Source organism: Micromonospora sp. H33, from assembly GCF_052068455.1.
Taxonomy (GTDB): domain Bacteria; phylum Actinomycetota; class Actinomycetes; order Mycobacteriales; family Micromonosporaceae; genus Micromonospora.
The window spans coordinates 141,900-168,708 of sequence record NZ_JBQHDE010000005.1; the positions used below are offsets into that span (position 1 = coordinate 141,900).

The window sequence follows — 26,809 nt, forward strand, 5'->3', positions numbered from 1 at the left end:
TCGGGTACGGTGAGCTGACCGTCGATGGCGAGCGGGAGGGGCGGGAATGGCGACCCTGTCGGACGTGGCGCGGCGGGCCGGCGTCTCCCCCGCCACCGCGTCGCGGGTCATCAACGGCAGCAGCAAGCCGGTCACGGAAGAGCTGCGCGAGCGGGTGCTGCGCGCCGTCGCCGAGTTGCAGTACGTCCCGAACGCGCACGCCCAGTTCCTGGCCCGCGCGCACCGCAGCGCCGTCGGCGTGATCGTGCACGACGTGTCCGACCCGTACTTCGCCGAGATCACCCGAGGGCTGCAACGGGTCGCCGGCGACCAGGGCCGGCTGCTGATGATCTGCAACAGCTACCGGGACCCGGACCGCGAGCTGGAGTACGTGGAACTGCTGCGCGGGCAGCAGGTGGCGGCGATCATCCTGGCCGGCTCCGGGTACCACGACGTGGCGTTCACCCGCCTACTCAACGAGAAGCTGGCCGCGTACGAGGCGACCGGCGGCCGGGTAGCGGTCATCGGGCGGCACGAGCACTCCGGTGACGCGGTGATGCCGGACAACCGCACCGGCGGCTGGCTGCTCGGCACCGAGCTGTGCCGGCTCGGGCACCGAGCGATCGGCGTGGTCGCCGGGCCGGAGGTCCTCACCACCACCACCGACCGGCTCGCGGGGCTGCGGGCCGCGCTCGCCGAGCACGGTCGCGACCTGCCGGAGCACCGCATCCGGTACGCGGAGTTCGACCGGGACGGCGGCCTCGCCGCGACCGGCGCGCTGCTCGACGCGGAACCGGCGATCACCGCGATCGTGGCGCTCAACGACACGATGGCGATCGGGGCGCTCGCCGCCCTGCGCGCCCGCTCGGTGGCGGTGCCGGAGCAGGTGACGGTGACCGGCTTCGACGACATGCCGATCGCCCGGGACGTCACCCCGGCCCTGACGACGGTCCGGCTGCCGCTGGTCGAGATGGGGGCGCGGGCGATGGCGCTGGCGCTGGACCCGGGCGCCGCGGCGCCCCGGGTCGAGGTGCTCGCGGCCGAGCTGGTCCGCCGCGACAGTGCCGGCCCGGTCAGATGATGAAGTGTGTCCAGTACGCGAGCCAGGTCACGAACAACGCGCCCTGGAGCAGGGCGAGGGTGGCGGTCAACCAGACGTCGACGGTGACCCGCCCGGCCCAGCGGGCGAGCACCAGGGCCACCGGGAAGGCCGCGATCAGGTAGCGCAGCAGGCTCTTGTACACCGGCGGCCCCATGGACAGCGGCACCAGCACCATCATCACGCCGTACACCAGGTAGGGCAGTCCGAGCCGGCGGGCGCCCGCGACCAGGACGGCCAGGACCACGACGGCGATCCAGACCCGCACGGCGTCGCGCGGCGGCGTCCCGGTCAGGCCGTGCCAGAGCACGCCGAGCGGGTTCTGCACGCGGATGCCCCAGCCCTCCTCCTGGGTGTGCTTGTAGGCGAACCAGTCCCCGCTCTGCCACCGGCAGAACGCCATGAAGGTGAGCCAGCCGGCAGGCACCAGCAGCAGCGGCCAGCCGGTGCGCACGTACGTCCACAGGGCGCGCGGGCCCAGCCGGTAGCCGTGCTGCCGCAGCAGCACCAGGGCCAGCGGAAGGGCCACGAAGAACCCGACCGACCGGCTCAGCGCGAGGAAGAAGCCGATCACCCCGACCAGTAGCCAGCGCCGGTCCTCCGCGTAGTGGAAGACGGCCAGCGCCAGGCAGAGGAAGAGCGACTCGGTCAGCGCCGCGTGGAACAGGAAGGCGGCCGGCAGCAGCACCAGGTAGCGGACGAACCGCCGGGCCGCCGCGTCGCCGCTGTCGCCGCCGTCATCGTTGCCGCCGCCGTCGCGGCTGTTGCCGCTGTTGCCGCCGAGCAGCCGCTCGCCGAGGCGGTGGCCGTAGTACAGCAGCCCGACGAGGGCCGCGTTGGCGACGACCAGCAGCGCCAGTGCGGTGTCGCCGCCGAGCAGCGGGGCGAGCGGCCGCGCGAGGAACGGGTACAGCAGTGGGAAGCCGAAGTCCCGCCACGGCTCGTCGAGCGGCAGGCGGGCCAGGTGGTCGTAGAGGAACGAGTCCCAGGCGAACCAGAGCGAGAGCCACCGGTGCGGTGAGACCTCCCGCTGCTGCTGGCGCATCAGCGTCTCGTCCGGTGGCGGAGCCCAGGGCACGTCGTCGAACGCGGCGAGGGTGAGCACGCCGACCAGGCTGAGGACGACCTTCGTGCCGACGAAGACCGCGAGCACGTACGGCCAGGGGGCGGGCACCCGCGCGAGCAGCCGCCGCACCCGCCTCCCGTCGACCATCCGCCCCCCGAAAGCGTCCCGCCACGAACGGTCCCGCGTACCCGGTCCGCCGCCGTCCACACCTGCTGTCCGCAGGTGACATCGCCGCCGGGCCGGGTAAGCGGCCGGCCGTCGGTCGACGGGGTGTCGACGGGGTACGGAGGCGGCGGGGTATGGGCGACGAGCACGGCACCGTGGTGATCGGTGCGGGTCCGGCGGGGTTGACCGCCGCGTACGAACTGCTCCGGTGGGGCGCCCCGGTGCGGGTGTTCGAGGCCGACGAGGTGGTCGGCGGGATCAGCCGGACCGTGGAGCGGGACGGGTGGCGCTTCGACATCGGCGGCCACCGCTTCTTCACGAAGGTGTCCCGGGTCGAGGACTTCTGGCACGAGATCCTCCCCGACGAGGACTTCCTGCTCCGGCCCCGGATGAGTCGGATCTACTACCGGGGAGCGCTCTACGACTACCCCCTGAACGCCACCAACGCCCTACGGAACCTGGGGCTGTGGGAGGCCGCCCGGTGCATGGGCTCGTACGCGCGGGCCCGACTGCGGCCGCCGCGCGACCAGTCGCACTTCGAGGGGTGGGTGTCGGCCCGGTTCGGCTGGCGGCTGTACTCGATCTTCTTCAAGACCTACACGGAAAAGGTCTGGGGGATGCCGGCCGACCGGTTGCAGGCCGACTGGGCGGCGCAGCGGATCAAGAACCTCTCGCTGGCGAAGGCCGTCCGCAACGCGGTGCTGCCGAAGCGCAACCGCAAGGACGTGACCAGCCTGATCGAGGAGTTCCAGTACCCGAAGCTGGGGCCCGGCATGATGTGGGAGCGCTGCGCGGAGGAGGTCCGGCGGCGCGGCGGCCGAGTGGACACCGGCACCTGGGTCACCGCCGTGCACCGGAATCCGCAGCACCGCCGGGCGGTCGCGGTCACCGTCGACGGCGCCGGCGGGCGGCGGACCGAGCCGGCCGACCACGTCGTCTCCTCGATGCCCATCTCCGAGTTGGTGGCCGCGCTGCGGCCGGCGCCGCCGCCGGAGGTCCGGGCCGCCGCGGAGGATCTGCGGTACCGGGACTTCCTCACCGTGGCGCTGGTGGTCCCGGCCGAGTTCTCGTTCCCGGACAACTGGATCTACGTGCACGACCCGGGTGTCCAGGTCGGCCGGATCCAGAACTTCGGCTCCTGGTCACCCCACCTGGTGAAGGACGGCCGCACCTGCCTCGGCCTCGAGTACTTCGTCTCGGTGGACGACGAGACCTGGCGGACGCCCGACGCCGACCTGATCGCCTCGGCGACGGCGGAGCTGGAGAGGCTGGGGCTGGTGCGCCCCGGCGTCGTCGAGGCCGGCTACGTGGTGCGGATGCCGAAGGCGTACCCGGTCTACGACGAGCGCTACCAGCGCAACGTCGACGTGATCCGGGAGTGGCTGGCCCGCGAGGTGCCCAACGTGCACCCGGTGGGACGCAACGGCATGCACCGCTACAACAACCAGGACCACTCCATGCTGACGGCGATGCTGACCGCCGAGAACATCGTGCGGGGCACGCGTCACGACGTCTGGGCGGTCAACGTCGAGCAGGACTACCACGAGGAGACGGCGAAGAGCGACGGCCATGGCGGCACCGGCCGGGACGCGCCGCTCATGCCCGCCCCACCGCTGCGCCCCTCGGCCAGCGTGACGGTCGCGGTCGACGCCGACGGCGACCGCCGCGCCACCCGCCCCACGGGAGTACGCCCCAGCTGAGCCAGCGGGGACAGCCCCGGGCGCCCGGCCGGGGGTAGTGTGCGCCGGATGGCGCCCCGGCTGAGCCCCACTCAGCGGGCGCTCTCCCCCGACGAGGGCCCGCGAGCGGGGGTACGCGGGCATGCAGTTCAACGCGGTGGTCGAGAGCAACACCCGGGCGGTCGACCTCTACCGGCGGGAGGGATTCGCGGTGGTGGGCACGGTTCCGGCATCCCACGCTGGGCCGGGTCGGCCTGCACGTCATGTACCAGGAGCTGTGACCGGCCGGTACGGAGCGAGCGGGTTGCGCAGCGTCCCGACGAGTTGCAGCGCCGCGGACGGGTCGGCGAGGTCGACCATCTGCTGGTTGTCGCGCAGTTGGAGCCGGTTGAGGCAGGACAGCGCGAACTCCGGGGCGAACAGGTCGTACCGGTGCGCCAGGTGCGGGACGCGGGCGAGGTAGCCGGTGGCCGACTCGGCGACGCTCCGCCAGAACGTCTCCTCGGAGCAGACGCCCCCGTCGACGAGGATCGCGTTGAGGTGGCGCAGGAAGCAGTCCACGACGTCGGTGAGGATGGACAGCAGCTTCATGTCCTCCGGGACGTCCGCCCGGATCCGTTCCACCGCCGGCGGCAGGTCGACGTCGGCGTTCATCACCACGATCTCCTCGGCGATGTCCTTGAAGATCACCCGCTCGACCACGCCCTCGTGCAGGACGAGGATGACGTTCTCGCCGTGCGGCATGAACGCGAGGTCGTGGGCGTAGAGGGCGTGCAGCAGCGGCACCAGGTAGGCGTCGAGGTACCGGCGCAGCCACGCCGCCGGCGTGAGCCCCGACGCGGCGATCAGCGCGGCCGCGTACGAGCGGCCGTCCGGGTCGAGGTGCAGCAGCGAGGCCATCGTGGCCAGCCCGCGGCCGGGTTCCAGCCCGCCGACCGGGCTCTCCCGCCACAGCGCCGCCAGCATCTTCCGGTACGGGGAGTACCGGTCGGTCGCCGCCTCGTACTGCCGGTGCCGGTAGCCGACGGCGGCCCGCTCCCGAAGGATGGTGAGGCCGGTGGCCCGGAACGTCTCGTCCCCGGCGATCAGGTCGGCGAGCCAGTCGTTGATGGCCGGGGTGGCCTCCATGTACGCCGCCGACAGGCCCCGCATGAACCCCATGTTGAGGACGGACAGGGCGGTCTTCACGTAGTGCCGGCCGGGTTCGCTGAGGTTGAAGAAGGTTCGGATGGACTGCTGGGCGCGGTAGTCGTCCGGCCCCTCGCCGAGACAGACCAGGTGCCGGCGGGCCACCTCCCCGGCGAACGTGACCGACAGCTTGTGCCACCACTGCCACGGGTGCACCGGGATGAGATGGTGGTCGGCGAGGTCCAGACCGAGCCCGGCCAGCGTCGCGGCGAACCGGGCCAGGGTCTCCTCCCCCAACTCCGCCCGGGTCAGCGTGTCGTAGTCCAGGTCCGCCGAGCAGGCGAAGGTGGAGTGGTCGCGGTGCGCGGCGAGCCAGATCAGGCGTACGGGGGCGGCGGTCTCGGGGGCGTACCGGTGGTACTCGTCGATGCCGAAGCCGAGCCGGCCGTTGTTGGCCACGAAGCACGGGTGGCCCTCGGTCATCGCCGCCTCGACGGCCTGGAAGTCGGCGGCGACGAGCTTCTCGGCGGACGGGCCGCCCCGGGCGAGCTTGTACGCGGTGCCCGCGAGGGTGGAGGTGATCTCCTCCAGGTAGAGCGGCAGCACGCGGTCGCTGAGGCCGAGCGCGCCGCGCAGCTCCAGGCAGAGGTCGACGGCGTCGAGCGGCAGCTCCGCCGACCCGTGGTGCCGGGTGATGCTGTCCGCGTCGATCTGCCAGTGGTCGAGGGCGTACCGCCGCGCGGCGAAGCGGTATTCGACGGTGCCGTCGTCGCTCGCCACCGCGTAGCGGCCGTTCGGCAGCGGTCGCGGCGTCAGCAGCCGCTCGTGGGCGAACTCGGCGAGGGCCTTGCGGACCAGCAGCCGGTTGGCCCGGTCCCAGTGCGCGGGGGTGAGGTGGGCGACGGCGTCGCGGGGCGTCATGCCGGTGCTCCCTGTGCGGTGGCGGCGCGGAATCCCGCGCGGGTGCAGATGCTCAGCAGGGCGGTCTTCTCGGGCTTGTCGACCGGCCCGACCACCTCGAAGCCGACGGCGGCGTTGAGGGCGTGGACGGCGCTGTTGCGCACGTCCGGCTCGACCACGACCCGCTCGGTGGCGGGGTCGGCGAAGAGCCAGTCCATGACGGTGGTGATGACGGCCCGGGTGAACCCGCGCACCGGCGTGTCGGTGGGGGCGCACAGGAAGTGCATGCCGACGTCGCCCGGGCGGGCGTCGTACAGGCCGACCAGCTCGACGTGCGCCGGGTCGTAGCGCTCGGCGAGGAACGCCGGTGCGCCGTCGTGCAGGCCGAGGTACGCGTCGTGGTGCGGGTGGGCGGCGATGCGCCGGTACTCGGCGGCGACCTCGGCGACGTCGGCGTCCTGCATGAGCCAGAACGCGGCCTTGGGATGCGTCACCCAGCGGTGCAGCAGCGCGGCGTCCGCGTCCGGGTCGAGGGTACGCAGGGCGAACTCCCCCAGCCGCGGGTCCTGTCGGGTGTGGACGGTCACGACACCACCCCCGCCGGAGCACCGAACTCCTGGAAGGTGATGCTCTTCTCGACCGGGTAGTGCTCCCGGCCGAGCAGTTCCCGGATGATGTACGAGTTGCGGTACGGGCCCATGCCCAGGTCGGGTGAGGTGACGCTGTGCGTGTGGGTGCCGCCGTTCTGGAGGAAGATCCCGCGGCCGGTGTGGTCGACGCTGTAGTTGCGGGCCACGTCGAGCCGACCGTGGGCGTCGAAGCGGAGGCGGTCGCGGATCGGGTCGAGGAACGCGGGGACCCGGTAGCGGTAGCCGGTGGCGAGGACGAGACCCTCGGTGCTGAGGGTGAAGTCGCGGCCCTGCTCGACGTGGCGCAGGCCCAGCGTGTAGGTGCCGGCGTCGTGGGCGGCGCTCACCAGTTCGGTGTTGGTGAGCAGCCGGGTGCGGACCGGGCCGTGGACGCTGCGCTCGTACAGCAGGTCGAAGATGCCGTTGATGAGGTCGGCGTCGATGCCCTTGAACAGGCCCTTCTGCTCGGCCTCCAGGCGGTAGCGGGTGTCCTCGGGCAGCGCGTGGAAGTAGTCCACGTAGTCCGGTGACGTCATCTCCAGCGTCAGCTTGGTGTATTCGAGCGGGAAGAACCGGGGCGAGCGGGTCACCCAGGTGAGCTGGTAGCCGTACGTGTCGATGTCGCCGAGCAGGTCGTGGTAGATCTCGGCGGCGCTCTGCCCGCTGCCGACGATCGTGATGCTCCGCTTGGCCCGCAGCGCGGCGCGGTGTTCCAGGTAGCGGGAGTTGTGGATCGCGCCGCCGCCGAGGCCGGCGCAGGCGTCGGGCAGGTGCGGCGGGGTGCCGGTGCCGAGCACCAGGTGCCGGGCGCGGTGCACGACCGGTCCGTCGGCGGTGTCGGCGTGCACCACGTAGCGGCCGTCGGCCTCGTCGTACGCGACGGTGGTGACGGTGTGTCCGAACCGGAGGTTCGGCAGCTTCGCCGCCGCCCACCGGCAGTACGCGTCGTACTCCACCCGCAGTGGGAAGAAGTTCTCCCGGATGTAGAAGGGGTAGAGGCGGCCGGTCTCCTTGAGGTAGCTGAGGAAGGAGTACGGCGAGGTCGGGTCGGCGAGGGTGACCAGGTCGGCCAGGAACGGCGTCTGCAGCCGGGCGGACTCCAGCAGCATGCCGGGGTGCCAGGCGACGTCGGGGCGGCTCTCCAGGAACAGGCCATCCAGTTCGGCTATCGGGGCGGTCAGGCAGGCCAGGCCCAGGTTGTACGGGCCCAGCCCGATCGCGATGAAGTCGTGGGTCGTCATCCGGCCCTCCAGGCGCGGGTTCACCGGCCGCTCAGGCGACCGGGCAGGACAGGTCGGCGGGGCGGGCGGCGCCTCCCGCGGCGGTGCGGGTGTGCGCGTACCGGCCGGCGTGCTCGGCGATCAGGTCGAGGACGCAGCCGATGTCCGCGTTCGTGGTCGCCGGGTTGAGCAGGGTGAACTTCAGATGCTGGCGGCCGTCGACGGTGGTGCCGGCGACCATGGCGGCACCGGCGGCGGCCAGGGCCGTCCGGGCGTGCCGGTTCGCCTCGTCGGCCAGGTCGTCCGGCGTGCCGGCGGGGCACCAGCGGAAGACGAGGGTGCTGAGCGGCGACCTGGTGACGACCTCGAAGCGGGGGTCGGCGTCCGCGAGGGCCCAGGCCTCGTCGGCGCGGTCGCAGACCTCGTCGAAGAGCGCCCCGACCGCGTCCGGGCCCATGACGCGCAGGGTCAGCCACAGCTTGAGGGCGTCGAACCGGCGGGTGGTCTGGAGGCTCTTGTCGACCTGGTTGGGGATGCGCTCGGCGACCGCGCGGGCCGGGTTGAGGTAGTCCGCGTGGTAGGTGGCGTGTCGCAGCATCCGCCGGTCGCGGACCAGCAGCGCGCTGGAGCTGACCGGCTGGAAGAACGACTTGTGGTAGTCGACGGTCACCGAGTCGGCCCGCTCGATGCCGTCGAGGAGGTGCCGGCGGGTCGGCGACACCAGCAGGCCGCAGCCGTAGGCGGCGTCGACGTGCAGCCAGACCCGGGCGTCGGCGCACCGCCGGGCGATGTCGGGCAGCGGGTCGATGGTGCCGAAGTCGGTGGTGCCGGCGGTGGCGACGACGGCCATTACCCGCAGGCCGGCGCGCCGGCAGCGGTCCAGCTCCCGGTCCAGCGCCTCCGGCCGCATCCGTCGGGTGGGGTCGGTCTCGACGGTGACCACCGCGTCCGGGGCGAGCCCGAGCAGCTTGGCGGCCTTCTGGACGCTGAAGTGCCCGGCCGCCGAGGCGAGGATCCGCAGTCGCGGCAGCAGTTCGGCGCGGGCGGCGGCGTCCGCACCCGCGCAGGCCTCCTCCCGGGCCAGCAGGAGCGCGTGCAGGTTGGACTGGGTGCCGCCGCTGGTGAACACGCCGTCGGCGGTCGGGCCGAGGCCGATCCGGGTAGCCGTCCAGTCGATCAGGCGGCGCTCGATGAAGGTGGCGCCGGCGCTCTGGTCCCAGGTGTCCAGGGACGGGTTGACCGCGGTGAGCATCGCCTCGCCCAGCAGCGCGGGGATCACCACCGGGCAGTTGAGGTGGGCCACGTAGCGGGGGTGGTGGAACCAGACGGCGTCGCGGAGCCAGACCTCGTCCAGCTCGTCCAGCGCCGCGTGGTGGTCGCCCAGCGGCCGGTCGAGGTCGATCCCGCCGACGAGGGGGGCCAGTTCGTCCGGTGTGACCCCGGTGAAGGGACGGTCGACGGCGGCGACGCGGCGGGCCACCCGGTCGACCCCGTCGGCGAGCACCCGCCGGTAACGGTCCACCGAACCGTCGGCGAACAGGTGCGCGGACAGGTCCGTCGGTGCGGCCCGCGTCGCCGGCGTGGCGGCCGGGGCGTGGGGCGGGGCGGTGCGGCGGTCGGGTGGGGAAGTCGGGTCGGCGTCGACGAGGGTCATGCTCGATCCTCACGTTCCTGGCGTCTGGTTGCGGGCAGCCGCCACCGTCCGCCGATGCCGTGCGTCGGCGGCGGGTGCGGTGTGGAGTTCCGGGGGCGCGTCCCCGGCCGGCGGCACCGGCGGCCGGGGACGCTCCCGTCAGCTGGTGACCTTCTTCGCGCCCTTGATGGCGGTGGCCAGGTTCTCCAGCAGCGGCGCGGCGCCCGCGTACGAGAAGCGGGGCACCGCGTCCCACGGGGTGACCTGGTTGGCCTTGACCGCGGGCAGCTGGGTCCAGGTGGGCTTGGCGGTGAGGTCCTTGGGTTGCAGTGCGGTGCTGCGGTTGTCCAGCAGGATCAGGTCGGCCGGGAACTTGCCGGCGTTCTCCCAGCTGAGCGCCTCGAAGTAGTCGCCGGCCTCGAGCTTGGTGGGCACCACGATGTCGACGCCCAGCTCGGCGAAGTACATGAGGTCGGTGCTGACCTTCGGGTTGGACACGTAGAACAGGTCGGGGCTGCCGGAGCAGGCCATGACCTTGATGCCGGGGTTGGCCTTCACGGCCTGGCGGACCGACTCGGCGGCGGCCTCGAAGCGCGCCTTGGCGTCGGTGACCTTCGGGGCCGACAGGTCGGCGCCGAGGGACTCGGCGAGCTGCGCGTACCGCTCGATGGGCTTGGTCATCGGCACCCGCGCGGTGGTGATCGCGGCGACCGGCGCGAGCGGGACGATCTTGTCCTTGCTCTCGTCCGGGACGTACCAGAGCGCGCCCGGGTCGTACATGTGGGTGACCAGCAGCTCGGGGCGCAGACCCGCATACTTCTCCAGGTTGAACTCGCCCCACACGTTGCCCAGGATCTCGACGCCCTCGACGTTCAGGTCGCCGGCCTGCGGGTCCTTGCTGCCGTCGGCGCGCTTCGTCTCCCCGAAGACGCCGACGATCTGCTTGTCGAGGCCGAAGTCGACCAGGGCGGCGGCCACGCCGGTGAAGGCGACCACCCGGGTCGGGCGGGTGGCGGCGGAGAGCTTCTCGGTGCGGTCGTCGGTGAACGACCACGGCCCGCCCGAGGTGGCGCCGGCGGAGGGCGAGGCGGTGTCGTCACGGCCGCAGCCGGCGAGGAGGGCGGCCAGGCCGGCACCGCCGGCGGCGGCGAGCAGGCCGCGACGGGACAGTCGGCGGGCGGACACGGAATACGACATGGCACGGTCTTTCGGTCGGGGTCGCGGTGACCATGGACAGCGGGGTTAGGTTAACCTAACCTAAGAAGCTGTCAAGCCCGGCCCGGCGTTTCGCACCACATCGGAGTTCACACTGTCCGTCACGTACCCACCACTGTCCGATCTCGTGGCGGGCGGCCCAGCCGCGCCGTCACGCCGCGGTCGCGCCGCCGCACGGGCCGGCGGGCTCGTCGCCGCCACGCTCCTGCTCGCCACCGTCGCCGTGCTCAGCATCGCCGTCGGCGCGAAGGCGCTCCCCCTCGCCGAGGTGTGGCGCGGCCTCCTCGACCCGGGCGCCCCCGAGTACGCCGTGGTCCACCGCATGCGGCTGCCGCGTACGCTGCTCGGCCTGCTCGCCGGCGTCGCGCTCGGCGTGGCCGGCGCGGTCATGCAGGCGCTCACCCGCAACCCGCTCGCCGATCCCGGCCTGCTCGGCATCAACGCCGGCGCCTCGGCGGCGGTGGCCACCGGCAGCGCCCTGGTCGGCGTCGCCACCGTTGGCGGGCAGGTGTGGTTCGCGCTGCTCGGCGCCGCCGCCGTCACGGCCGCCGTCTACGTGGTCGGTGGCGGGCGCGGTGCCACCCCCGCCCGGCTGGCCCTGGCCGGCGCGGCGCTCAACGCGACGCTCTACTCGTACGTGAGCGCGGTCATGCTGCTCGACACCGCCTCGCTGGAACGGCTGCGGTTCTGGACCGTCGGGTCCCTCGCCAGCGCCGACGCCGCCACCGTCGGCACGGTCGCCCCGTTCATCGCGGCCGGGCTGCTGGTCGCCCTCGCCGTCGGCCGGCCGCTCAACGCGCTCGCGCTCGGCGACGACACCGCCCGGGCGCTCGGCGCACGGCCGGCCCTGATCCGCGGCGCGGTCATCGTGGCGGTCACCCTGCTCTGCGGCGCCGCGACCGCCGCGTGCGGGCCGATCGTGTTCGTCGGGCTGCTCGTGCCGCACCTGGTACGCGCGCTCACCGGGCCGGACCTGCGCTGGCTGCTGCCGTACTGCGCGGTGCTCGCGCCGGTGCTCCTGCTCGGGGCCGACGTGCTCGGCCGGGTGCTGAGCCGGCCGGGCGAGCTCCAGGTCGGCATGGTGACCGCCGTGCTCGGCGGACCGCTCTTCCTCTGGCTCGTGCTGCGCGGACGGGTGGCCCACCTGTGATCGTCCTGCGTACCCCCGGCGGACTGTCGCTGCGCCTGCGCCCCCGCGCCCTCGCCGTCGGCGCCGCCGCCGCGCTGCTCACCCTCGTGGTGGGCGTGCTCGCGCTCGGCAGCGGCGACTACCCGATGAGCGCCGCCGACGTGCTGCGCACCCTGGCCGGCGACGGCACCCCGGCCGAGGACTTCATCGTCCACGAGCTGCGGCTACCCCGCCTGGTCACCGCCGTCGCGGTCGGCGCCGCGCTGGCGCTGGCCGGTGCGGTCTTCCAGTCGCTCGTCCGCAACCCGCTCGGCAGCCCGGACATTCTGGGCTTCACCCAGGGTGCGGCCACCGGCGCACTCGTGGTGGTCGTCGTCGGCGGCAGCAGCGCGCTGCTGTCCGGCGCCGCCGTGGCCAGCGGGCTCGCCACCGGCGTACTGGTGTACGCGCTCGCGTGGCGGCGCGGCGTACACGGGTACCGGCTGGTCCTCGTCGGCATCGGCGTCGCCGCGATCCTCACCGGCGTCAACGGGTGGCTGCTCACCCGCGCCCCGCTGATGGAGGCCGCCCGGGCCGTGCTCTGGCTCACCGGCAGCCTGGACGGGCGCGGCTGGGCGCACGCCGTACCGTTGCTGATCGCTCTCGCCGTGCTGGGGACGGTGGTGCTGGCCGGTGCCGGGCCGGCGCTGCGGCTGGTGGAGATGGGCGACGACGCCGCCAGCGCGCTCGGCGTCCCGGTGCGGCGGCTGCGGCTGGCCCTGCTCGCCACGGCCGTGCTGCTGGTGTCCCTCGCCGCGGCCGCCGCCGGGCCGGTCAACTTCGTCGCGCTCACCGCGCCACACCTGGCCCGGCGGCTCACCCGCGCGCCCGGGCCGAACCTGCTGCCCTCGGCCGCCCTCGGGGCGCTGCTGCTGGTCGCCGCCGACCAGGTGGCGCAGCGCGCCTTCCCCGGCCACCAACTCCCGGTGGGCGTCGTGACCGGGGTGCTCGGCGGCGGATACCTGATCTGGCTCCTCGCCGGCGAGCGCCGGGCCGGCCGGCTGTGACGGCCACCAACGAGCCGGCGGTGACGGCCACGAACGAGAACGGAGCACCGAGCATGCAGTCCCGGTTGCGCGGCACCGCGATGACCCTCGCGTACGATCGGCGGACCATCGCCCGCGACCTGACCGTCGACATCCCGGACCACTCCTTCACGGTGGTCATCGGCCCGAACGCGTGCGGCAAGTCAACCCTGCTGCGCGCCCTGTCGAGGCTGCTCAGGCCGGCCGTCGGGGCGGTGCTGCTGGACGGCGAGGACATCCAGCGGCGGCCCGCGCGGGCCGTCGCGCGGACGCTGGGTCTGCTGCCGCAGTCGTCGGTCGCGCCGGACGGCATCGGCGTCGCCGAACTGGTCGCCCGGGGCCGCTACCCGCACCAGGGGCTGCTGCGGCAGTGGTCCCGCGAGGACGAGCGGGTGGTCTCCGAGTCGATGGCCGCCACCGGCGTCGCGGACCTCGCCGACCGCCCGGTCGACGAACTCTCCGGCGGGCAGCGGCAGCGGGTGTGGCTCGCGATGGCCCTCGCTCAGCAGACTCCGCTGCTGCTGCTGGACGAACCGACGACCTATCTGGACATCGCCCACCAGATCGAGATCCTCGACCTCTGCGCGCGGCTGCACGAGGAGCAGGGCCGTACGCTGGTCGCGGTGCTCCACGACCTGAACCACGCCGCCCGGTACGCCACCCACCTGATCACGATGCGCGACGGGCGGATGGTCGCCGCCGGCCCGCCCCGCGAGGTGGTGACGGCCGCCCTCGTCGAGGAGGTGTTCGGGCTGCCCTGCCGCGTCATCGACGACCCGGAGACCGGCACCCCGCTGGTCGTGCCGGCGGCCCGCCGCCGCACCCCGAGCGAGGTGCCCGCGTGAACGAGCGCGCCGAGCGAACCCGGCGACACAGCATCGCCCGCGTGTTCCGGGACCGCTGGGGGGTGCCGCACCTGCGGGCCGACGAACCCGGCGAACTGGCGCACGCGCAGGGCCGGGTGACCGCGTACGACCGGGCCTGGCAGATCGAGGTCGAGCGGCACCGGTCGCTCGGCGTCAGCGCCGCCTTCCTCGGCGCCGACGCCGTACCGTGGGACCGGTTCGCCCGGCAGGCCCGCCTGGACGACACCGCCCGACGCTGCCACGCCCGGCTGGACGAGGCCACCGTCACGTGGGTGGCCCGGTACGTCGACGGGGTCAACGCCGGGCTGGCCGCCGGCGCGGCCCGCGACCCCCGGTTCGCCGCCGTCGGCCTCGCTCCCGGCCGGTGGGAGCCGTGGACTCCACTGGCGATCTGGCTGACCCACCACGTGCTCTTCGCCGGCTTCCCCACCAAGCTCTGGCGCGAGCACGTGGCCCGGCGACTCGGCCCGGACGCCGTGACGCTGTTCCACGCCGACGGGCCGACCAGTTCCGGCAGCAACGGCTGGCTGCTCGCCGGGGACCGCACCGCCACCGGCGCCGCGCTGCTGGCCGGCGACCCGCACCGGTACATCGAGGACCCCGGCATCTACCAGCAGATCCGGCTGGCCTGCCGGGAGTACGACGTGGTCGGCCTGGCGGTGCCGGGGGTGCCGGGCATCGCCCACTTCGGACACGCCGGTGACGTCGCCTGGGCGATCACCAACGCGATGGCCGACTACCAGGATCTGTACGCCGAGCGGCTGCGCCGCCAGGGCGGCGGCGTCGAGGCGTACGGGCCGGACGGGTGGCGGCCCGCGCGGACGCACACGGAGACGATCGCGGTGGCCGGCGGCGATCCGGTCGAGGTGGAGATCGTCGAGACCGACCGGGGGCCGGTGGTGGTCGGCGGGCCGGACGCGCCGGAGGCGATCAGCCTCCGCTATCCGCCCCGCGTCACCGGCGAGCTGGGCTTCGCCGCGCTGCCGGCGCTGCTGCGGTCCCGGACCGTCGCCGACGTGGACGCCGCCGTGGACCGCTGGGTCGAGCCGGTCAACGTCGTCCTCGCCGCGGACACCGCCGGCGGTCTGCTGCACCGCGTCGCCGGGGCGGTGCCGGTCCGGCACCCGGACAACCGCCTGCGCGTCGTGCCCGCCTGGGAGCCGGGGCACGCCTGGCAGGGCTGGCACGCGATGCCCCGCGCCGAGGTGCCCGACGTCGCGGTGATGGCCAACGAACGCGGCGTCTCCGCGCCGCTCGGGGTGGAGTTCGCGCCCCCGCACCGGGCGCGGCGCATCCGGGAACTGCTCGACGCGTCCTCCGGGTGGGCCGCCGGGCGGATGGGCGAGGTGCACACCGACACGTACGCGGCCGCGGCCGAGCCGCTGCTCGCGCTCCTGTCCGACCTGGACGATCTGCCGCCGGAGGCGGCCGCGCTGCGGGACCGGCTGCTGCGCTGGGACCGCCGGATGGCCGCCGACAGCGGTGACGCGGGCGCGTACGCCGCCGTCCGGGCCGCCCTGGTGCGGCGGGTCGCCGCCCACCCGGCCCTCGCGGCGCTCGCCGAGCCGCCGGCGTACCCGGCGCTGTTCGCGCCCTGGCTGGCGCTGACGCCGCGGGTGGGGACGGCGCTCGGCACGCTCCTCGCGCCGGGTGTGCTGCCCGGTCTGGCCACGGCGGCGCTGGCCCGCGCGGCGCTGGTGGAGGTCGCCGGCGGTGCGCTGGACCCGGCCGTCGGCGGCGCGGGCGCCCGCTGGGGAGCGCGGCACCGGCTCGCCCCGTGGCGCGCCCTGCCCGATGCGCCGGCGGGCACGGCGAGCGGAGGCGTGGAGACCGGGCCGGAGCTGGACGGGGACCACGACTGCGTGCTGGCCACGTCCAGCGTGCCGGGCGTCACCGACCTGTGCCTGCGCGGGCCGGCGGCCCGGTACGCGTGGGACCTGGCCCGGCGGGCGGACAGCCGGTGGGTGGTGCCGCTCGGCGCGGACGGCGTGCCCGGCACGGCGCACCACGACGACCAGCTCGAGTCGTGGCGGCGCGGGGACCTGCTCCCCGTGGTCACCGACTGGGACGAGCTGACCGAGGAACGGGACGGTGAGGAGCAGCATGGCGGAGAGCGGGATGACTGACCGGGTGGTGTTCGGGCGGGACATCGCGGGGTTCGGCCGGGTCGAGCTGCGGCCGGTGGACCCGGACCGCGACGCGGACCTCATCCACGGCTGGGTGAGCCAGGAGCGGGCCCGCTTCTGGGGGATGCGCGACGCCGGCCGGGACCGGGTGGCGGAGATCTACCGGTACGTGGACTCGCTCCCCACCCACCACGCCTGGCTGGCGCACCGGGACGGGGAACCGGCGGCGCTGTTCCAGACGTACGAACCGGACGCCGACCCGGTCGGCGAGGTGTACGACGTCCAGCCCGGCGACCACGGCGTACACCTGCTCATCGGCCCGCCGTCCCGACCTGAGCCCGGCTTCACCGGCCACCTGCTCCGGGTGCTGGTCGCGTTCGTCTTCGCCGACCCGGCGCACCGGCGGATCGTCGCCGAGCCCGACGCGCGCAACGACCGGGCGCTCGCGCGGCTGCGCCGCACCGGCTTCGTGGACGGCCCGCTGGTGGACCTGCCGGACAAGCGGGCCCGGCTGATGTTCCTGGACCGCCCGGTGAGGAGGACAGCCGCTCAGCCGGCGCAGCGGTCGGAGAGCGCGTAGCGGACCAGCGCGACGTCGCCGATCTGGCGGACCTCGGCGAGGCGGGCGCGGCGGCCGGAGTGCCAGGGGAAGCAGCCGTCGCCGACGAAACGCGGGGCGCGGCTGTCGCCGACGAAGAACGGTGCGACCACCAGGTGCAGCTCGTCGGCGAGCCCGGCGGTGAGGAACTGGGCGTGCACGCTGGCACCGCCCTCCACCATCAGCCGGCGTACGCCCCGGGCGGCCAGGTCGGCCAGCGCCCGGGCCGGGACGACCGGTTCCCCGGCGTCGACCACCGTGGCCCGGTCGCCGAGGCGTTCGCGGGTCTTCTCGACCGCCGACGTGGCGCAGTAGACGAACCGGTCGGTGTCACCGACGGTGAAGAACCGGGCCTCCGGGTCGAGGTCGCCGCAGCCGGTGAGCGTCACCCGCGCCGGCGAGGCCGGCTGCCCCCGGGCGACCCGGTCGGCGCGGCGCGCGTCCGAGCGCACCAGCAGGCGCGGATCGTCCCGGCGGACCGTGCCCGCGCCGACCAGGATCGCGTCGCATCCGGCCCGTACCTCGTCGATCCGGTCCAGGTCGGCGTCGTTGGACAGCAACAACCGCTGCCCGGTGGCGTCGTCGATGTAGCCGTCGATCGACGCCGCGCAGCTGAGCACGACGTACGGCCGCTCCGTCATGGGACGAAGGGTAGGTCGAGGGCGTGGTCGCCGCGCGTCACCTTCGCGGCCAGGTAACCGGCGTTGGCCGGGGACACGAACACGCCGGTGGGCACCCGCTCGGTGACGGTGACGCCGAGCGCGCGCAACTGGCTGGCCTTGTCCGGGTTGTTGCTGAGCAGCGCGACCTGGTCCACGCCGAGGGCGGCGAGCATCTGCGCCGCCACCGTGTAGTCCCGCTCGTCCTCGCGGTGGCCGAGCGCCAGGTTCGCCTCGTACGTGTCGAGGCCGGCGTCCTGGAGCGCGTACGCCTCCAGCTTCGCGTACAGGCCGATGCCGCGGCCCTCCTGCCGCAGGTAGAGCAGGTACCCGCCGGTGTCGGCGATCCGCTCGACGGCCTCCCGCAACTGCGGGCCGCAGTCGCAGCGCTGGCTGCCGAACACGTCCCCGGTGAGGCACTCGCTGTGCGGGCGGACCAGCGGCACGGGCCGACGCGTCCCCGCCGGGTCGAGGGGACGGGCCCGGTCGCCGAGCCCGAACGCCAGGTGCTCCCGCCCGTCGGCCAGGCCCTCGAAGGAGAAGACCCGGGCGGTGGTGGTGTACCCGTCGGGGAAGCGGAGCGGGACGGTGACCTCGGTGCGGATCGTGGTGGCGGGGGGTGCGGAACGCATCGTTCTCCTCGTCAGACGGTGCCGGCCGGCACGCGGACACGACGGGCCACCAGGACGGCGGCACCGGGAAGGCTCGCGACGAGCACCAGGGCTCCGTACACCATCGCGGTCGAGACTCCCTCGGCGGCGGAGAGGCCGGCGGCGCCGAACGCCCACGCGGCCACGCCCTCGCGGGGCCCGAAGCCGGCGACGTTCGCCGGCACGCCCATGGCGAGCAGGGCCAGCAGGGTCAGCGGCACCAGCAGGGACAGCGGCGCGGTGGAGCCGGCGGTGCGGGCGGCGAGCACGAACGTCGCCAGGTGCCCGGCGACCGCCAGCGCGGAGGCGAGCAGCACCCCGCACCAGGTGCGGCGGGCCAGCAGGCCGGCGCGGACGTCGGCGACCGCGGCGCGGACCGCCCGCGCGAAGCGGGACGGGCCGGCCACCGGCAGCGCCCGGGCCAGCAGGAACACGCCGAGACCGAGCGTGGCCAGGACCCCCGCCACCGCCGGCAGGTACGGCCGGACCGGGGACGGGAACGCGGCGAGCACCACCACCGCCACCGCGGCGAGCACGACCTGGCCGGCGCTCCGCTCCCACACGACGGCACGGATACCCCGCCCGACGTCGCCGGAATCCCGCCCGTGGCGGACCGCCCGGTGCACGTCGCCGAGGATCCCGCCGGGGAGGGTCGCGTTGAGGAACACCGCCCGGTAGCAGTGCGCGACGGCCGTCCGCAGCGGCAGCCGGACGCCGAGGCCACCGGCGACCAGGCTCCACCGCCACGCGCAGCAGACCGTGGTGAGCACGCCGATGGCCAGGGCCGCCGCCAGCGCCGGGGCGTCGATCAGCCGCAGCCCGTCGAGGAACGGGCCGGCGCCGACCCAGCACAGGAGCCCCGCGAGCATGCCGACACCGGCCAGTGTCCGGGCCCACGCCCAAGCCCTCCGGCCGGCCGGTGCGGTGGTCGCCTCCGAGTCCATCCGGACCTCCCTCACGATCTTTCCCCGTGGGTAGGCACGTACGGCGGCGGTCACGGGTTCACCGTAGGCAGGGCCAGCAGATCGCGGTGGTCGATCAGCACAGTGAGCCGGCCGGCCGCGAGGTGGGCGTACCGGCGTCGCGCGTACGCCCCGACCGGGCCGACCAGCGCCGGCCGCTGCTCGCAGGCCGCGTCGAGCCAGCCGGTGAACCACTCCTCGAACAGGTCCGCGTCCTTCGGGCCGAGCCGCCACGGGCTCGGCCGCCGCACGACGTCGGCGCCGTGCCGGGCGAACGCGCCGGCCGCCACGTCGACGGCGTCCGGCCCGAGCAGTTGACGGTCACCGACGGTACGGCGCTGGTGGTCGTCGAACGCCGCCGCGATCTCGGCGTCGAGGGGGTCGACCGGGTCGAACCGGACGTGGCCGACGACGGACAGGGCGAACAGGGCGGGCCGGCCCGCGCAGGCGGCGGCGACCCGCTCGACCTCCTCGGCGGTGAGCATGTCCAGCAGCGCGGAGGCGGTGACCACGGAGGCGCCGGCCAGGTCGGTGGCGGTGAGCCGGGTCAGGTCACCACGGCGGGTCTCGACGGTCACCGGGGTGCCGTCAGCGGCGGCCGGGGGCAGGTCGGCGGCGGCGCGGGCGAGCAGGTCGGCGTCCCCGTCGTGCAGGATCCAGTGCTGCGGACCGGGCAGGAGCGGGGCGAGCCAGCGGCCCATCGAACCGGTGCCGCTGCCGAGGTCGTGGACGACCAGCGGTCGGGTGCCGGTGAGCCGGGCGCGGACCCGGTCGACGAGGTCCGTCGCGCGGGCCGCGGCGTCGGCGGGCTCGCGCAGGGTGAGCCAGTCCGCGAAGTCCGCCGGCAGGTCCAGGTCCACGGTCACGCCGCTCCTTCCAGCGCCGTCGCCAGCGCGGTGGTGGTGGTCGTCCAGTCGTCGAGGGCGTCCCGCCGCTCGTGGGCGGCCCGGCGCAGGCGTCCGCGCAGCGCCGGGTCGGTGAGCCAGCGCCGCAGCGCGCCGGCCAGGGCGGCCGGGTCACCGGGGGGTACGAGCAGCCCCGGCGGGGTGCCGTCCGGGGCGCGACCGAGGGTGTCGGGCAGCCCGCCGGTCGCGGTGGCGAGCACTGGTACGCCCCGGGCGAGGGCCTCGGTGACCGCCATGCCGTACGTCTCGATCCGCGACGCCAGGACCAGCAGGTCGGCGGCGGCGTACGCGGTGTCCAGCGCGGGCCCGGCGTACGGCCCGGCCAGGTGCACCCGCCCGGCGAGCCCGTGGTCGGCGACGCGCCGCCGCAGCCGGTCGACGAACTCCGGGTCCCGGGTGAGCGACCCGGCGCAGACGCAGCGCCAGGGCAGGTCGGCGACCCGGGCGAGTGCGTCGACCAGGGTGTCGTGCCCCTTGAGCGGGGTGACCGCCGCGACGCACAGCAGCTCCCCGCCGGTCGCCGAGCCGGCGGCCGGGGGTGCCGGATCGACGCCGGGCGCCGCGACGTGCACTCTCGCGGCGGGCAGCGCGTACCGGTCGAGGAGCCACCGCCGGGTCCAGCCGCTGGTGGTGACGATCGCCGCCGCGCACCCCAGCGCCGCGCGCTCGGCGTCGTGGTCCAGCGGCAGGTGCACGAGCACGACCAGGCGCAGCCGCCCGGCGCGGGGCGCGAGGACCTCCGGCACGACCGAGGCGACGAGGCCGTCGAGCAGGGCGACCGCCCCGTCGGGCAGCGCGTCGAGCACCCGGGCGAGTGCGGCCCGGTCGGCGGGCTCCGGGTGCGGCCAGCCGCCGGGCACCGGGTGCTCGTGGACGGTCCAGCCGGCGGCGGTCAGGCCGTCGAGGACGCGCCGGTCGTACCGGTTACCGCCGCTCGGTGTGGCCGGGTCGTCGATGTCGCCCGGCAGCACCGCGTGGACGGTGCCCGTCACAGCGACCGTTCGTAGCTGGCCCACGCCACGTGCGACTCGTGCAGGGTGACGGTGATGCCGGCCAGGCCGCGCGCGCCCTCGCCGAGGTCACCGGCGTGCACCCGCTCGGCGAGGCGGTCGGCGACGGTGCGGGCGAGCACCTCGGTGGTGGTGTTCACGCCCGCGAACGCCGGCTCGTCGTCGAGGTTGCGGTAGGTCAGCTCGCCGAGCACCGCCCGCAGCTGCTCGGTGGCCAGGCCGATGTCGACCACGATCCCGTCGGCGTCGAGGTCGGCGCGCCGGAAGGTGGCGTCGACGACGAAGGTGGCGCCGTGCAGGCGCTGGGCCGGACCGAACACCTCGCCCCGGAAGCTGTGGGCGATCATCATGTGGTCACGGACGGTCACGCTGAACACGGTTCTCACTCTCCGTCGTAGGTGATGAGGTGGCACAAGGCGGGCAGCCGCCCGTCGGCGAGCCGGGGCAGCACGTCGGGCAGGTCGGCGAAGCGGGACTCCCCGGTGAGCAGCACGTCGAACACCGGATCGGCGAGCAGGTCCAGCGCCAGCGCGAGGCGGTCGGCGTAGCTGCGGCTGTTCCGCCGGCCGGGCGCGATCCGGCCCACCTGGCTGCTGCGCAGGGTGAGCCGCCCGGAGTGGAACTCGCCGCCCAGCGGCAGCGTCACCTCGCGGTCGCCGTACCAGCTGAGCTCAAGCACCGTGCCCTCCGGCGCCACCAGCTCCAGGCAGCGCCGCAGGCCGGCGGAGGTGGCGCTGGCGTGCACCACCAGGTCGCGCCCGCCGGCCGCGTCGGCCGGCGGGGCGAACTCGACGCCGAGGGCCGCGGCCAGCGCCGCCCGCGCCGGGTCGACGTCGACGAGCTGCACCCGCACGCCGGGGAACCGGGCCGCCAGGGCCGCGACGGTGGCACCGACCATGCCGGCGCCGACCACGGTGATCCGGTCGCCGACCAGCGGCGGAGCGTCCCACAGCGCGTTCACCGCGGTCTCCACCGTGCCGGCCAGCACCGCGCGGGCCGCCGGCACCTCCTCGGGTACGACCACCACCGCGTCGGCCGGGACCACGTACGCGGTCTGGTGGGGGTGCAGGCAGAACACGGTGCGGCCGCGCAGCTGCTCCGGGCCCTCCTCGACCACGCCCACGCTGAGGTAGCCGTACTTGACCGGGGCCGGGAAGTCGCCCTCCTGGAAGGGGGCACGCATCGCCGCGTACTGGCCGGCGGGGACGCCGCCGGTGAAGACCAGCGTCTCGGTGCCGCGGCTCACGCCGGAGCGGAGTGCCCGGACGAGCACCTCGTCGGGGCCGGGGGCGGGCAGCGGCGCCGGCCGGATCTCGCCCTGGCCGGGTGTCCGCAGCCAGAAGGCCCGGGCCGTCCGCGTCACCGGCTGCTCCTTTCCGCGTCCGGGGCGAACCGGACCGCCGATTTTTTCGTAGTTCCCAGTCAGGGAGCTGTCGATCATAGACACGGAGGCACGGTGGCCACGGTTCGAAACGGTCCGCTGATCGGGCTGGTCGTCCAGATTGTCCTGCTGGCCGGGCTCGCCGGGACGGTCGGTCTCGGCCCCGCCGGCGGGCTCGCCGGTCTCGCGTACGGGCTGGTGGTGTGCCTGGCGCTGGGCCGGGGCCTGCACCGGGCGGGTGCCGCCTCGCTGGGGCCGGCCGACTGGGTGACGCTCGGCCGGGCGGTGCTCGTCGGCGCGGTCACCGCGCTGGTCGCCGACGGGTTCGCCGGGCGGCCGGTGCCGGTCGCGCTGCTCACCGTCCTCACCGCGGTGGCGCTCGCGCTGGACGCCGTGGACGGGTACGTGGCCCGCCGCACCGGCACCGCCAGCGCGCTCGGCGCCCGGTTCGACATGGAGATCGACAGCGTCCTCGTCGCCGTGCTCAGCCTGCACGTCGCGCCGGCGGCCGGGGTCTGGGTACTCGCGCTCGGCGCGATGCGGTACGCGTTCGTCGCCGCCGGCTGGGCGGCGCCGTGGCTGTGCCGGCCGCTGCCGCACCGGTACTGGCGTAAGGTCACCGCCGCGGCGCTGGGCGTGCTGCTGCTGGTCGCCGCGTCGCAGGTGCTGCCGCCGGTGGCCGCGGTGGCGCTGCTCCTGGGGGCACTGGCGCTGCAGGTGGAGTCGTTCGGTCGGGACGTGCTCTGGCTCTGGCGGCACCGCTCCGCGCCGGTCTCCGCGCCGGACGCGGGCACTCCGAACGCGGGCACTCCGGTCGCCGCCGCACCGGTCGCGGACCACGCCGCACCGGTCGCCGGCGCGCCGCGGCCGGGCGTGGCGGGGGTGCCGGGGGCCCGCCCGGGGCGGCCGGCCGCCCGTCGGGAACTCGTCGCCGTCAACGACTGACCGAGGAGCACAGTGCAGCAGCACGAGAGCAGCGCGCAGCCGAACGAGAGCACCGCGCAGCCGAACGAGAGCACCGCGCAGCCGAACGAGAGCACGGAACCGGACTCGGGGCGTACCGCGAAGGCGGCGGCGCGGTGGCGGCGGGTCGCGGGGTGGCTGGCCACGGCGGCGGCCGTGGTGCTGGTGCTGGTCGCCCTCGGCGCGCCGCACCGGCCCGGCCACCTGACGCCGGCCGCGCTGGTCCGGATCCCCCTGGAGGGGCTGGTGCTGGCGGCGGTCCTGCTCGCGCTGCCCGCGCGGGCCCGCCGCCCGGTGGCGACGCTGGCCGGGGTGACGCTCGGGCTGCTGGTGGTCCTCAAGGCCGCCGACCTCGGCTTCGGCTCGACGCTCGGCCGGCCGTTCGACCTGGTCCTCGACTGGGCGCTGCTCGACGAGACGTTCAACTTCGTGAGCGGTTCGGTCGGGCGGGCCGGCGCCGTCGCCGCCGCCGTCGCCGCGGCGCTCCTGGCCGTCGGGCTGCTCGCGACCCTCACCTGGGCGGTCCTGCGGCTGACCCGCCTGCTGGTCGGCCACCCGGACCGGTCCCGCCGGGCGCTGGCGGCGCTGGTGGTGCTCTGGCTCGTCGGCGCCGCCACCGGCGTGCAGATCGCGCCGGGCGGGCCGGTGGCCGACGCCTCCGCGACCGTGCTGGTCGGTGCCCACGCCGCGCAGGTGCAGGCGCGGCTGCGCGACCGGGCGGTGTTCGCCGGCGAGGTCGACACCGACCCGTACGGGGACGCCCCCGGCGACCAACTGCTCAGCGCGCTGCGCGGCAAGGACGTGCTGGTCGCCTTCGTCGAGAGCTACGGGCGCGACGCGGTGCAGGAGGAGGAGTTCGCCAACATCGGCGTGGTGCTGGACCAGGGACAGCGGCGGTTGGGTGCCGCCGGCTACGGCACCCGCAGCGCGTTCCTCACCTCGCCCACCACCGGTGGCGGCAGCTGGCTGGCGCACGCCACGTTGCTCTCCGGCCTGTGGATCGACAACGACCAGCGCCACCGTACGCTGCTGGCCAGCGACCGCAGCACGCTCGGCACCGCCTTCCGGCGGGCCGGCTGGCGGACCGTGGGCGTGATGCCGGCGGCCAACCAGCCGTGGCCGGAGGGGGCGTTCTACGGCTACGAGCAGTTCTACGACGAGCACAGCCTCGGCTACCGGGGCCCGCGGTTCAGCTTCGCCCCGATGCCCGACCAGTACACCCTGTCGGTGTTCCAGCAGCGGGAACGTGCCGCCGCCGACCGCCGGCCGGTGATGGCGGAGCTGGCCCTGGTCTCCAGCCACTCCCCCTGGACGCACATCCCCCGGCTGGTCGACTGGGACGGCCTCGGCGACGGCCGGGTGTTCCGCGACGCCACCGAGCGCAGCTCGTCCAAGCAGCCCCGGCTCGGTTACCGCCGGTCGATCGAGTACACGTTGGGCGCCCTCATCTCGTACGTCCAGCGGTACGGCGACGACGACCTGGTGCTGATCGTGGTCGGTGACCATCAGCCCGCGCCGGTGGTCACCGGCCCGGACGCCAGCCGGGACGTGCCGATCAGCCTCATCACCCGGGACCGGGCGGTGCTCGACCGGATCGCCGGGTGGAACTGGCAGGACGGCCTGCGGCCGGGACCCGACGCCCCGGTCTGGCGGATGGACGCCTTCCGGGACCGCTTCCTCACCACCTTCTCCCCCGGGCTCGACCCACCCGCCGCGGTGGCCGGCCCGCCCCGCTGATCCGCCGCCGCCGGTCAGGGCCGCCCGAGGACGGCGAACCGGCGGCCGTCACCGTCGACCAGGTCACGCACCGCGAGGCCGGCCGCGGCGGCGACGCGCGGCAGCGCCCGCTCGTCGAGCCGGGCCCAGGAGAACCACGGCCCCCGGCCCGGCACGCCGTCGGCCGTCCGGTACGCGAGGTGGCTGTGGCCGCGCCACAGGCCGGGCCCGGCCGGCTCCACCTCGACCAGGACGGTGCCCGGCGGACGGAGGAGGTCCCGGCAGCGGCGCAGCAGGGCGACCGGGTCGCCGCCGATGCCGACGTTGCCGTCGACGAGCAGCACGTGCGCCCAGCGCCCCTCGCCGGGCAGCGGTTCGAACACGTCCCGGCGTAGGGCGACCGCGCCCCGGGCCCGGGTGCGGCGGACCGCCTCGGCGCACACGTCGATCCCGACGGCGGTGACACCGGCCTCCACGAGCGCGCGGGTGACCCGGCCGGGCCCGCACCCGACGTCCAGCGTCGGGCCGGCGCACCGGGGCAGGACCGCGCGCAGGGCCGGCTCCGCCCCGGCGTGCCAGCGCTCGACCGGCAGGCGGGTCCACCGCCCCTCGGCGTCCACCAGCCAGTGCGTCCCGGTCGCGGTGGCGAGCGCCGCCGCGAAGCCACCAGGGGCCGGTCCGGCGGCGAGGACGGTCACCGGCGGCCGCCGGGAAGCAAGACCGGCCCGACCGCCGCGACCTGCCGCGCGAACCGGCTGTCCGGCACCACCGCCGCCACGGCCAGCGCGTCGGCCCACTCGTCGACGTCGCGGACCACCGGCAGCGGCTCCACCCGCAGACCACGCCCGACGAGCGCCGCGACGGTGCGGCGCCCGGTCTCCGGCGTGGACATGGGCACGTCCCGCAGGACGGCCGCGTGCCGAGGCTCGCGCAGACCCAGCGCCCACCAGCCGCCGTCGGCGGCGGGGCCGAGCAGCGCCTCCGCGCCGGGGAACCGCCGCGCCGCCGCGCCCAGCAGGGCCGGGGACACCTGGGGGGTGTCCATGCCGATCTGGAGCACGGGCCGCCCGGGGTACGCCGCCGCGACGTCCGCGTACGCGGCGGCGAGCCGGTCGCCCAGGCCGGCGCCACGCTGCGGCAGGACGGTCCAGCCGGCGAGGGCGGCGCGCAGCGCGGCGGCGTCCTCGCCGTCGGCGAACCGCCCGTGCAGGGCGAGCACCGGGGTCACGCCGTGGGTCGCCGCGACGGCGTCGAGGGTGTCGCGCAGCGCGGCGGCGGCGACCCGGGCCGCCTGCCCGGGTGTGGCGGGCGGGCACAGGCGGGTCTTCACCGCACCGGGGACCGGGGCCTTGGCCACCACGAGCAGGACGGTCACCGGGTGCCGCCCATGCTGCGCAGCACGCCGGCGAAGTCCCGGGTCGCCCGCAGGGTGCCGCGGACCGAGCCGGAGACCTTGGAGCGGGTGCCGGCGGCGCGGGGCGCGTAGGTGACGTCCAGCTCACGGATGCGCCAGCCGGCGGCGGCCGCCCGGATCAGCAGTTCGAGCGGGTAGCCGAAGGCCCGGTCGGTGACGCCGAGGCCGAGCAGCGCCTCGCGCCGGGCCACCCGGATCGGGCTCAGGTCGCGCAGCGGCACGCCGCGCTGGCGCAGCAGCGCCGCGATCAGCGCGGTGCCGGCCCGGGCGTGCCACGGCCAGGCGGACGCCGAGACCGGGCGCCGCCGTCCGACCGCGAGGTCGGCCGAGCCGTCCGCCACGGGGGCGACCAGGGCCGGCAGCTCGGCCGGGTCGAAGGAGCCGTCCGCGTCCAGGACGCACACCAGCTCGGTCCCGGCGGCGAGGAGCCCGGTGTGGACGGCGGCGCCGTAGCCGCGGCGGGGTTCGTGCACCACCCGGGCGCCGTGGCGGGCGGCCACCTCCGGCGACCCGTCCCGCGAACCGTTGTCCACCACGAGCGCCCGGTACCCGGGTGGCAGCGCGGTGAGGACACCGGGCAGCGCCGCCGCCTCGTCGAGGCACGGCAGGACCACGTCGATCTGTGTGGGCATGCCTCCGACGCTAGGGCGCGG

Annotated in this window: 24 protein-coding genes and 2 pseudogenes; 10 read left to right on the plus strand and 16 right to left on the minus strand. The window is 75.3% G+C overall.

Annotated elements, in window-relative coordinates:
• The first annotated feature begins 46 nt into the window (after positions 1-46).
• Complete coding sequence (locus ACTMS0_RS14650; protein WP_441155718.1) at positions 47-1,060, plus strand: LacI family DNA-binding transcriptional regulator; 1,014 nt, start codon at positions 47-49, stop codon at positions 1,058-1,060.
• On the opposite strand, the gene ACTMS0_RS14655 is transcribed toward ACTMS0_RS14650, so the two are convergent.
• Complete coding sequence (locus tag ACTMS0_RS14655) at positions 1,053-2,291, minus strand: hypothetical protein (protein ID WP_441155719.1); 1,239 nt, start codon at positions 2,289-2,291, stop codon at positions 1,053-1,055. The genes ACTMS0_RS14650 and ACTMS0_RS14655 overlap by 8 nt on opposite strands.
• 152 nt (positions 2,292-2,443) lie before the next feature.
• Between ACTMS0_RS14655 and ACTMS0_RS14660 the strand changes: the two genes are divergently transcribed.
• Both ACTMS0_RS14660 and ACTMS0_RS14665 read left to right on the plus strand, forming a co-directional pair.
• On the plus strand, positions 2,444-4,009 hold the full coding sequence (locus tag ACTMS0_RS14660) for an NAD(P)/FAD-dependent oxidoreductase (protein WP_441155720.1): 1,566 nt from the start codon (positions 2,444-2,446) through the stop codon (positions 4,007-4,009).
• Between the two features lie 97 nt (positions 4,010-4,106).
• Positions 4,107-4,269 (plus strand): annotated as a pseudogene (locus tag ACTMS0_RS14665) (GNAT family N-acetyltransferase); the annotation flags it as partial.
• Here the strand turns inward: ACTMS0_RS14665 and ACTMS0_RS14670 are convergent.
• The 5 genes from ACTMS0_RS14670 to ACTMS0_RS14690 all read right to left on the minus strand — a co-directional run bounded on the left by ACTMS0_RS14670 (position 4,250) and on the right by ACTMS0_RS14690 (position 10,695).
• A complete protein-coding gene (locus ACTMS0_RS14670; protein ID WP_441155721.1) occupies positions 4,250-6,037 on the minus strand; it encodes an IucA/IucC family protein in 1,788 nt (595 codons plus the stop codon). The pseudogene ACTMS0_RS14665 and the gene ACTMS0_RS14670 overlap by 20 nt on opposite strands.
• Positions 6,034-6,603 (minus strand): GNAT family N-acetyltransferase, encoded by a 570-nt coding sequence (locus ACTMS0_RS14675; protein ID WP_441155722.1) that lies wholly within the window; start codon positions 6,601-6,603, stop codon positions 6,034-6,036. The genes ACTMS0_RS14670 and ACTMS0_RS14675 overlap by 4 nt, the downstream gene beginning before the upstream one ends.
• Positions 6,600-7,886, minus strand: coding sequence for a lysine N(6)-hydroxylase/L-ornithine N(5)-oxygenase family protein (locus ACTMS0_RS14680; protein WP_441155723.1), 1,287 nt, complete (start codon positions 7,884-7,886; stop codon positions 6,600-6,602). The genes ACTMS0_RS14675 and ACTMS0_RS14680 overlap by 4 nt, the downstream gene beginning before the upstream one ends.
• Before the next feature lie 31 nt (positions 7,887-7,917).
• Positions 7,918-9,519, minus strand: coding sequence for a pyridoxal phosphate-dependent decarboxylase family protein (locus ACTMS0_RS14685; RefSeq protein WP_441155724.1), 1,602 nt, complete (start codon positions 9,517-9,519; stop codon positions 7,918-7,920).
• 138 nt (positions 9,520-9,657) lie between these two features.
• Positions 9,658-10,695 carry an ABC transporter substrate-binding protein gene (locus ACTMS0_RS14690; RefSeq protein WP_441155725.1) on the minus strand — a complete coding sequence of 346 codons (1,038 nt, stop codon included), beginning with the start codon at positions 10,693-10,695 and terminating at the stop codon, positions 9,658-9,660.
• A 112-nt stretch (positions 10,696-10,807) separates the two neighbouring features.
• On the opposite strand from ACTMS0_RS14690, the gene ACTMS0_RS14695 reads away from it, so the two are divergent.
• Genes ACTMS0_RS14695 through ACTMS0_RS14715 form a run of 5 tightly spaced genes read left to right on the plus strand, consistent with a single transcriptional unit; the run spans position 10,808 to position 16,478 of the window.
• Positions 10,808-11,863 (plus strand): FecCD family ABC transporter permease, encoded by a 1,056-nt coding sequence (locus tag ACTMS0_RS14695; protein WP_441155918.1) that lies wholly within the window; start codon positions 10,808-10,810, stop codon positions 11,861-11,863.
• Positions 11,860-12,888: a FecCD family ABC transporter permease gene (locus tag ACTMS0_RS14700; protein ID WP_441155726.1), complete on the plus strand. Its 1,029-nt coding sequence runs from the start codon at positions 11,860-11,862 to the stop codon at positions 12,886-12,888. The genes ACTMS0_RS14695 and ACTMS0_RS14700 overlap by 4 nt, the downstream gene beginning before the upstream one ends.
• A 53-nt stretch (positions 12,889-12,941) precedes the next feature.
• Positions 12,942-13,751: an ABC transporter ATP-binding protein gene (locus ACTMS0_RS14705; RefSeq protein WP_441155919.1), complete on the plus strand. Its 810-nt coding sequence runs from the start codon at positions 12,942-12,944 to the stop codon at positions 13,749-13,751.
• A 32-nt stretch (positions 13,752-13,783) separates the two neighbouring features.
• The gene (locus tag ACTMS0_RS14710) at positions 13,784-15,898 is read left to right on the plus strand and encodes a penicillin acylase family protein (protein WP_441155920.1); all 2,115 of its coding nucleotides are present in this window, start codon (positions 13,784-13,786) and stop codon (positions 15,896-15,898) included.
• On the plus strand, positions 15,891-16,478 hold the full coding sequence (locus tag ACTMS0_RS14715) for a GNAT family N-acetyltransferase (protein ID WP_441155727.1): 588 nt from the start codon (positions 15,891-15,893) through the stop codon (positions 16,476-16,478). Before ACTMS0_RS14710 ends, ACTMS0_RS14715 begins: the two co-directional genes overlap by 8 nt.
• On the opposite strand, the gene ACTMS0_RS14720 is transcribed toward ACTMS0_RS14715, so the two are convergent.
• From ACTMS0_RS14720 to ACTMS0_RS14750, 7 genes are read right to left on the minus strand one after another with little or no spacing between them, the layout of a single operon-like run.
• The gene (locus tag ACTMS0_RS14720; RefSeq protein ID WP_441155728.1) at positions 16,448-17,137 is read right to left on the minus strand and encodes a RibD family protein; all 690 of its coding nucleotides are present in this window, start codon (positions 17,135-17,137) and stop codon (positions 16,448-16,450) included. The genes ACTMS0_RS14715 and ACTMS0_RS14720 overlap by 31 nt on opposite strands.
• Positions 17,134-17,787, minus strand: coding sequence for a GTP cyclohydrolase II (locus ACTMS0_RS14725; RefSeq protein ID WP_441155729.1), 654 nt, complete (start codon positions 17,785-17,787; stop codon positions 17,134-17,136). Before ACTMS0_RS14725 ends, ACTMS0_RS14720 begins: the two co-directional genes overlap by 4 nt.
• Positions 17,788-17,798: 11 nt before the next feature.
• On the minus strand, positions 17,799-18,749 hold the full coding sequence (locus tag ACTMS0_RS14730) for a lysylphosphatidylglycerol synthase transmembrane domain-containing protein (protein WP_441155730.1): 951 nt from the start codon (positions 18,747-18,749) through the stop codon (positions 17,799-17,801).
• Between the two features lie 50 nt (positions 18,750-18,799).
• Positions 18,800-19,633 (minus strand): SAM-dependent methyltransferase, encoded by an 834-nt coding sequence (locus ACTMS0_RS14735; RefSeq protein WP_441155731.1) that lies wholly within the window; start codon positions 19,631-19,633, stop codon positions 18,800-18,802.
• Positions 19,630-20,664, minus strand: a complete 1,035-nt coding sequence (locus ACTMS0_RS14740; protein ID WP_441155732.1) for a glycosyltransferase family 4 protein — start codon at positions 20,662-20,664, stop codon at positions 19,630-19,632. The genes ACTMS0_RS14735 and ACTMS0_RS14740 overlap by 4 nt, the downstream gene beginning before the upstream one ends.
• The gene (locus tag ACTMS0_RS14745; protein ID WP_441155733.1) at positions 20,661-21,059 is read right to left on the minus strand and encodes a 6-pyruvoyl trahydropterin synthase family protein; all 399 of its coding nucleotides are present in this window, start codon (positions 21,057-21,059) and stop codon (positions 20,661-20,663) included. The genes ACTMS0_RS14740 and ACTMS0_RS14745 overlap by 4 nt, the downstream gene beginning before the upstream one ends.
• Before the next feature lie 5 nt (positions 21,060-21,064).
• Entirely contained in the window at positions 21,065-22,045 is a 981-nt protein-coding gene (locus ACTMS0_RS14750; protein WP_441155734.1) for a dehydrogenase, read from the minus strand.
• A gap of 93 nt (positions 22,046-22,138) precedes the next feature.
• Here ACTMS0_RS14750 and ACTMS0_RS14755 point away from each other — a divergent pair.
• Together ACTMS0_RS14755 and ACTMS0_RS14760 are read left to right on the plus strand one after the other, a co-directional pair.
• A pseudogene (locus ACTMS0_RS14755) lies at positions 22,139-22,846 on the plus strand (CDP-alcohol phosphatidyltransferase family protein); the annotation flags it as partial.
• Between the two features lie 174 nt (positions 22,847-23,020).
• Positions 23,021-24,763, plus strand: a complete 1,743-nt coding sequence (locus ACTMS0_RS14760) for a sulfatase-like hydrolase/transferase (protein WP_441155735.1) — start codon at positions 23,021-23,023, stop codon at positions 24,761-24,763.
• A gap of 14 nt (positions 24,764-24,777) precedes the next feature.
• Here the strand turns inward: ACTMS0_RS14760 and ACTMS0_RS14765 are convergent, their stop codons facing one another.
• Genes ACTMS0_RS14765 through ACTMS0_RS14775 form a run of 3 tightly spaced genes read right to left on the minus strand, consistent with a single transcriptional unit; the run spans position 24,778 to position 26,788 of the window.
• Complete coding sequence (locus ACTMS0_RS14765; protein WP_441155736.1) at positions 24,778-25,440, minus strand: methyltransferase domain-containing protein; 663 nt, start codon at positions 25,438-25,440, stop codon at positions 24,778-24,780.
• A complete protein-coding gene (locus ACTMS0_RS14770) occupies positions 25,437-26,117 on the minus strand; it encodes a TIGR04282 family arsenosugar biosynthesis glycosyltransferase (RefSeq protein ID WP_441155737.1) in 681 nt (226 codons plus the stop codon). The genes ACTMS0_RS14765 and ACTMS0_RS14770 overlap by 4 nt, the downstream gene beginning before the upstream one ends.
• A complete protein-coding gene (locus tag ACTMS0_RS14775; protein ID WP_441155738.1) occupies positions 26,114-26,788 on the minus strand; it encodes a glycosyltransferase family 2 protein in 675 nt (224 codons plus the stop codon). The genes ACTMS0_RS14770 and ACTMS0_RS14775 overlap by 4 nt, the downstream gene beginning before the upstream one ends.
• Positions 26,789-26,809 lie beyond the last annotated feature (21 nt).

Excerpts from the sequence above, each read along its gene's own strand:
- ACTMS0_RS14650 (WP_441155718.1), top strand. The coding sequence starts at position 47 with ATGGCGACCCTGTCGGACGTGGCGCGGCGGGCCGGCGTCTCCCCCGCC.
- ACTMS0_RS14655 (WP_441155719.1), bottom strand. The coding sequence starts at position 2,291 with ATGGTCGACGGGAGGCGGGTGCGGCGGCTGCTCGCGCGGGTGCCCGCC.
- ACTMS0_RS14660 (WP_441155720.1), top strand. The coding sequence starts at position 2,444 with ATGGGCGACGAGCACGGCACCGTGGTGATCGGTGCGGGTCCGGCGGGG.
- ACTMS0_RS14670 (WP_441155721.1), bottom strand. The coding sequence starts at position 6,037 with ATGACGCCCCGCGACGCCGTCGCCCACCTCACCCCCGCGCACTGGGAC.
- ACTMS0_RS14680 (WP_441155723.1), bottom strand. The coding sequence starts at position 7,886 with ATGACGACCCACGACTTCATCGCGATCGGGCTGGGCCCGTACAACCTG.
- ACTMS0_RS14685 (WP_441155724.1), bottom strand. The coding sequence starts at position 9,519 with ATGACCCTCGTCGACGCCGACCCGACTTCCCCACCCGACCGCCGCACC.
- ACTMS0_RS14690 (WP_441155725.1), bottom strand. The coding sequence starts at position 10,695 with ATGTCGTATTCCGTGTCCGCCCGCCGACTGTCCCGTCGCGGCCTGCTC.
- ACTMS0_RS14705 (WP_441155919.1), top strand. The coding sequence starts at position 12,942 with ATGCAGTCCCGGTTGCGCGGCACCGCGATGACCCTCGCGTACGATCGG.
- ACTMS0_RS14715 (WP_441155727.1), top strand. The coding sequence starts at position 15,891 with ATGACTGACCGGGTGGTGTTCGGGCGGGACATCGCGGGGTTCGGCCGG.
- ACTMS0_RS14720 (WP_441155728.1), bottom strand. The coding sequence starts at position 17,137 with ATGACGGAGCGGCCGTACGTCGTGCTCAGCTGCGCGGCGTCGATCGAC.
- ACTMS0_RS14725 (WP_441155729.1), bottom strand. The coding sequence starts at position 17,787 with ATGCGTTCCGCACCCCCCGCCACCACGATCCGCACCGAGGTCACCGTC.
- ACTMS0_RS14730 (WP_441155730.1), bottom strand. The coding sequence starts at position 18,749 with ATGGACTCGGAGGCGACCACCGCACCGGCCGGCCGGAGGGCTTGGGCG.
- ACTMS0_RS14775 (WP_441155738.1), bottom strand. The coding sequence starts at position 26,788 with ATGCCCACACAGATCGACGTGGTCCTGCCGTGCCTCGACGAGGCGGCG.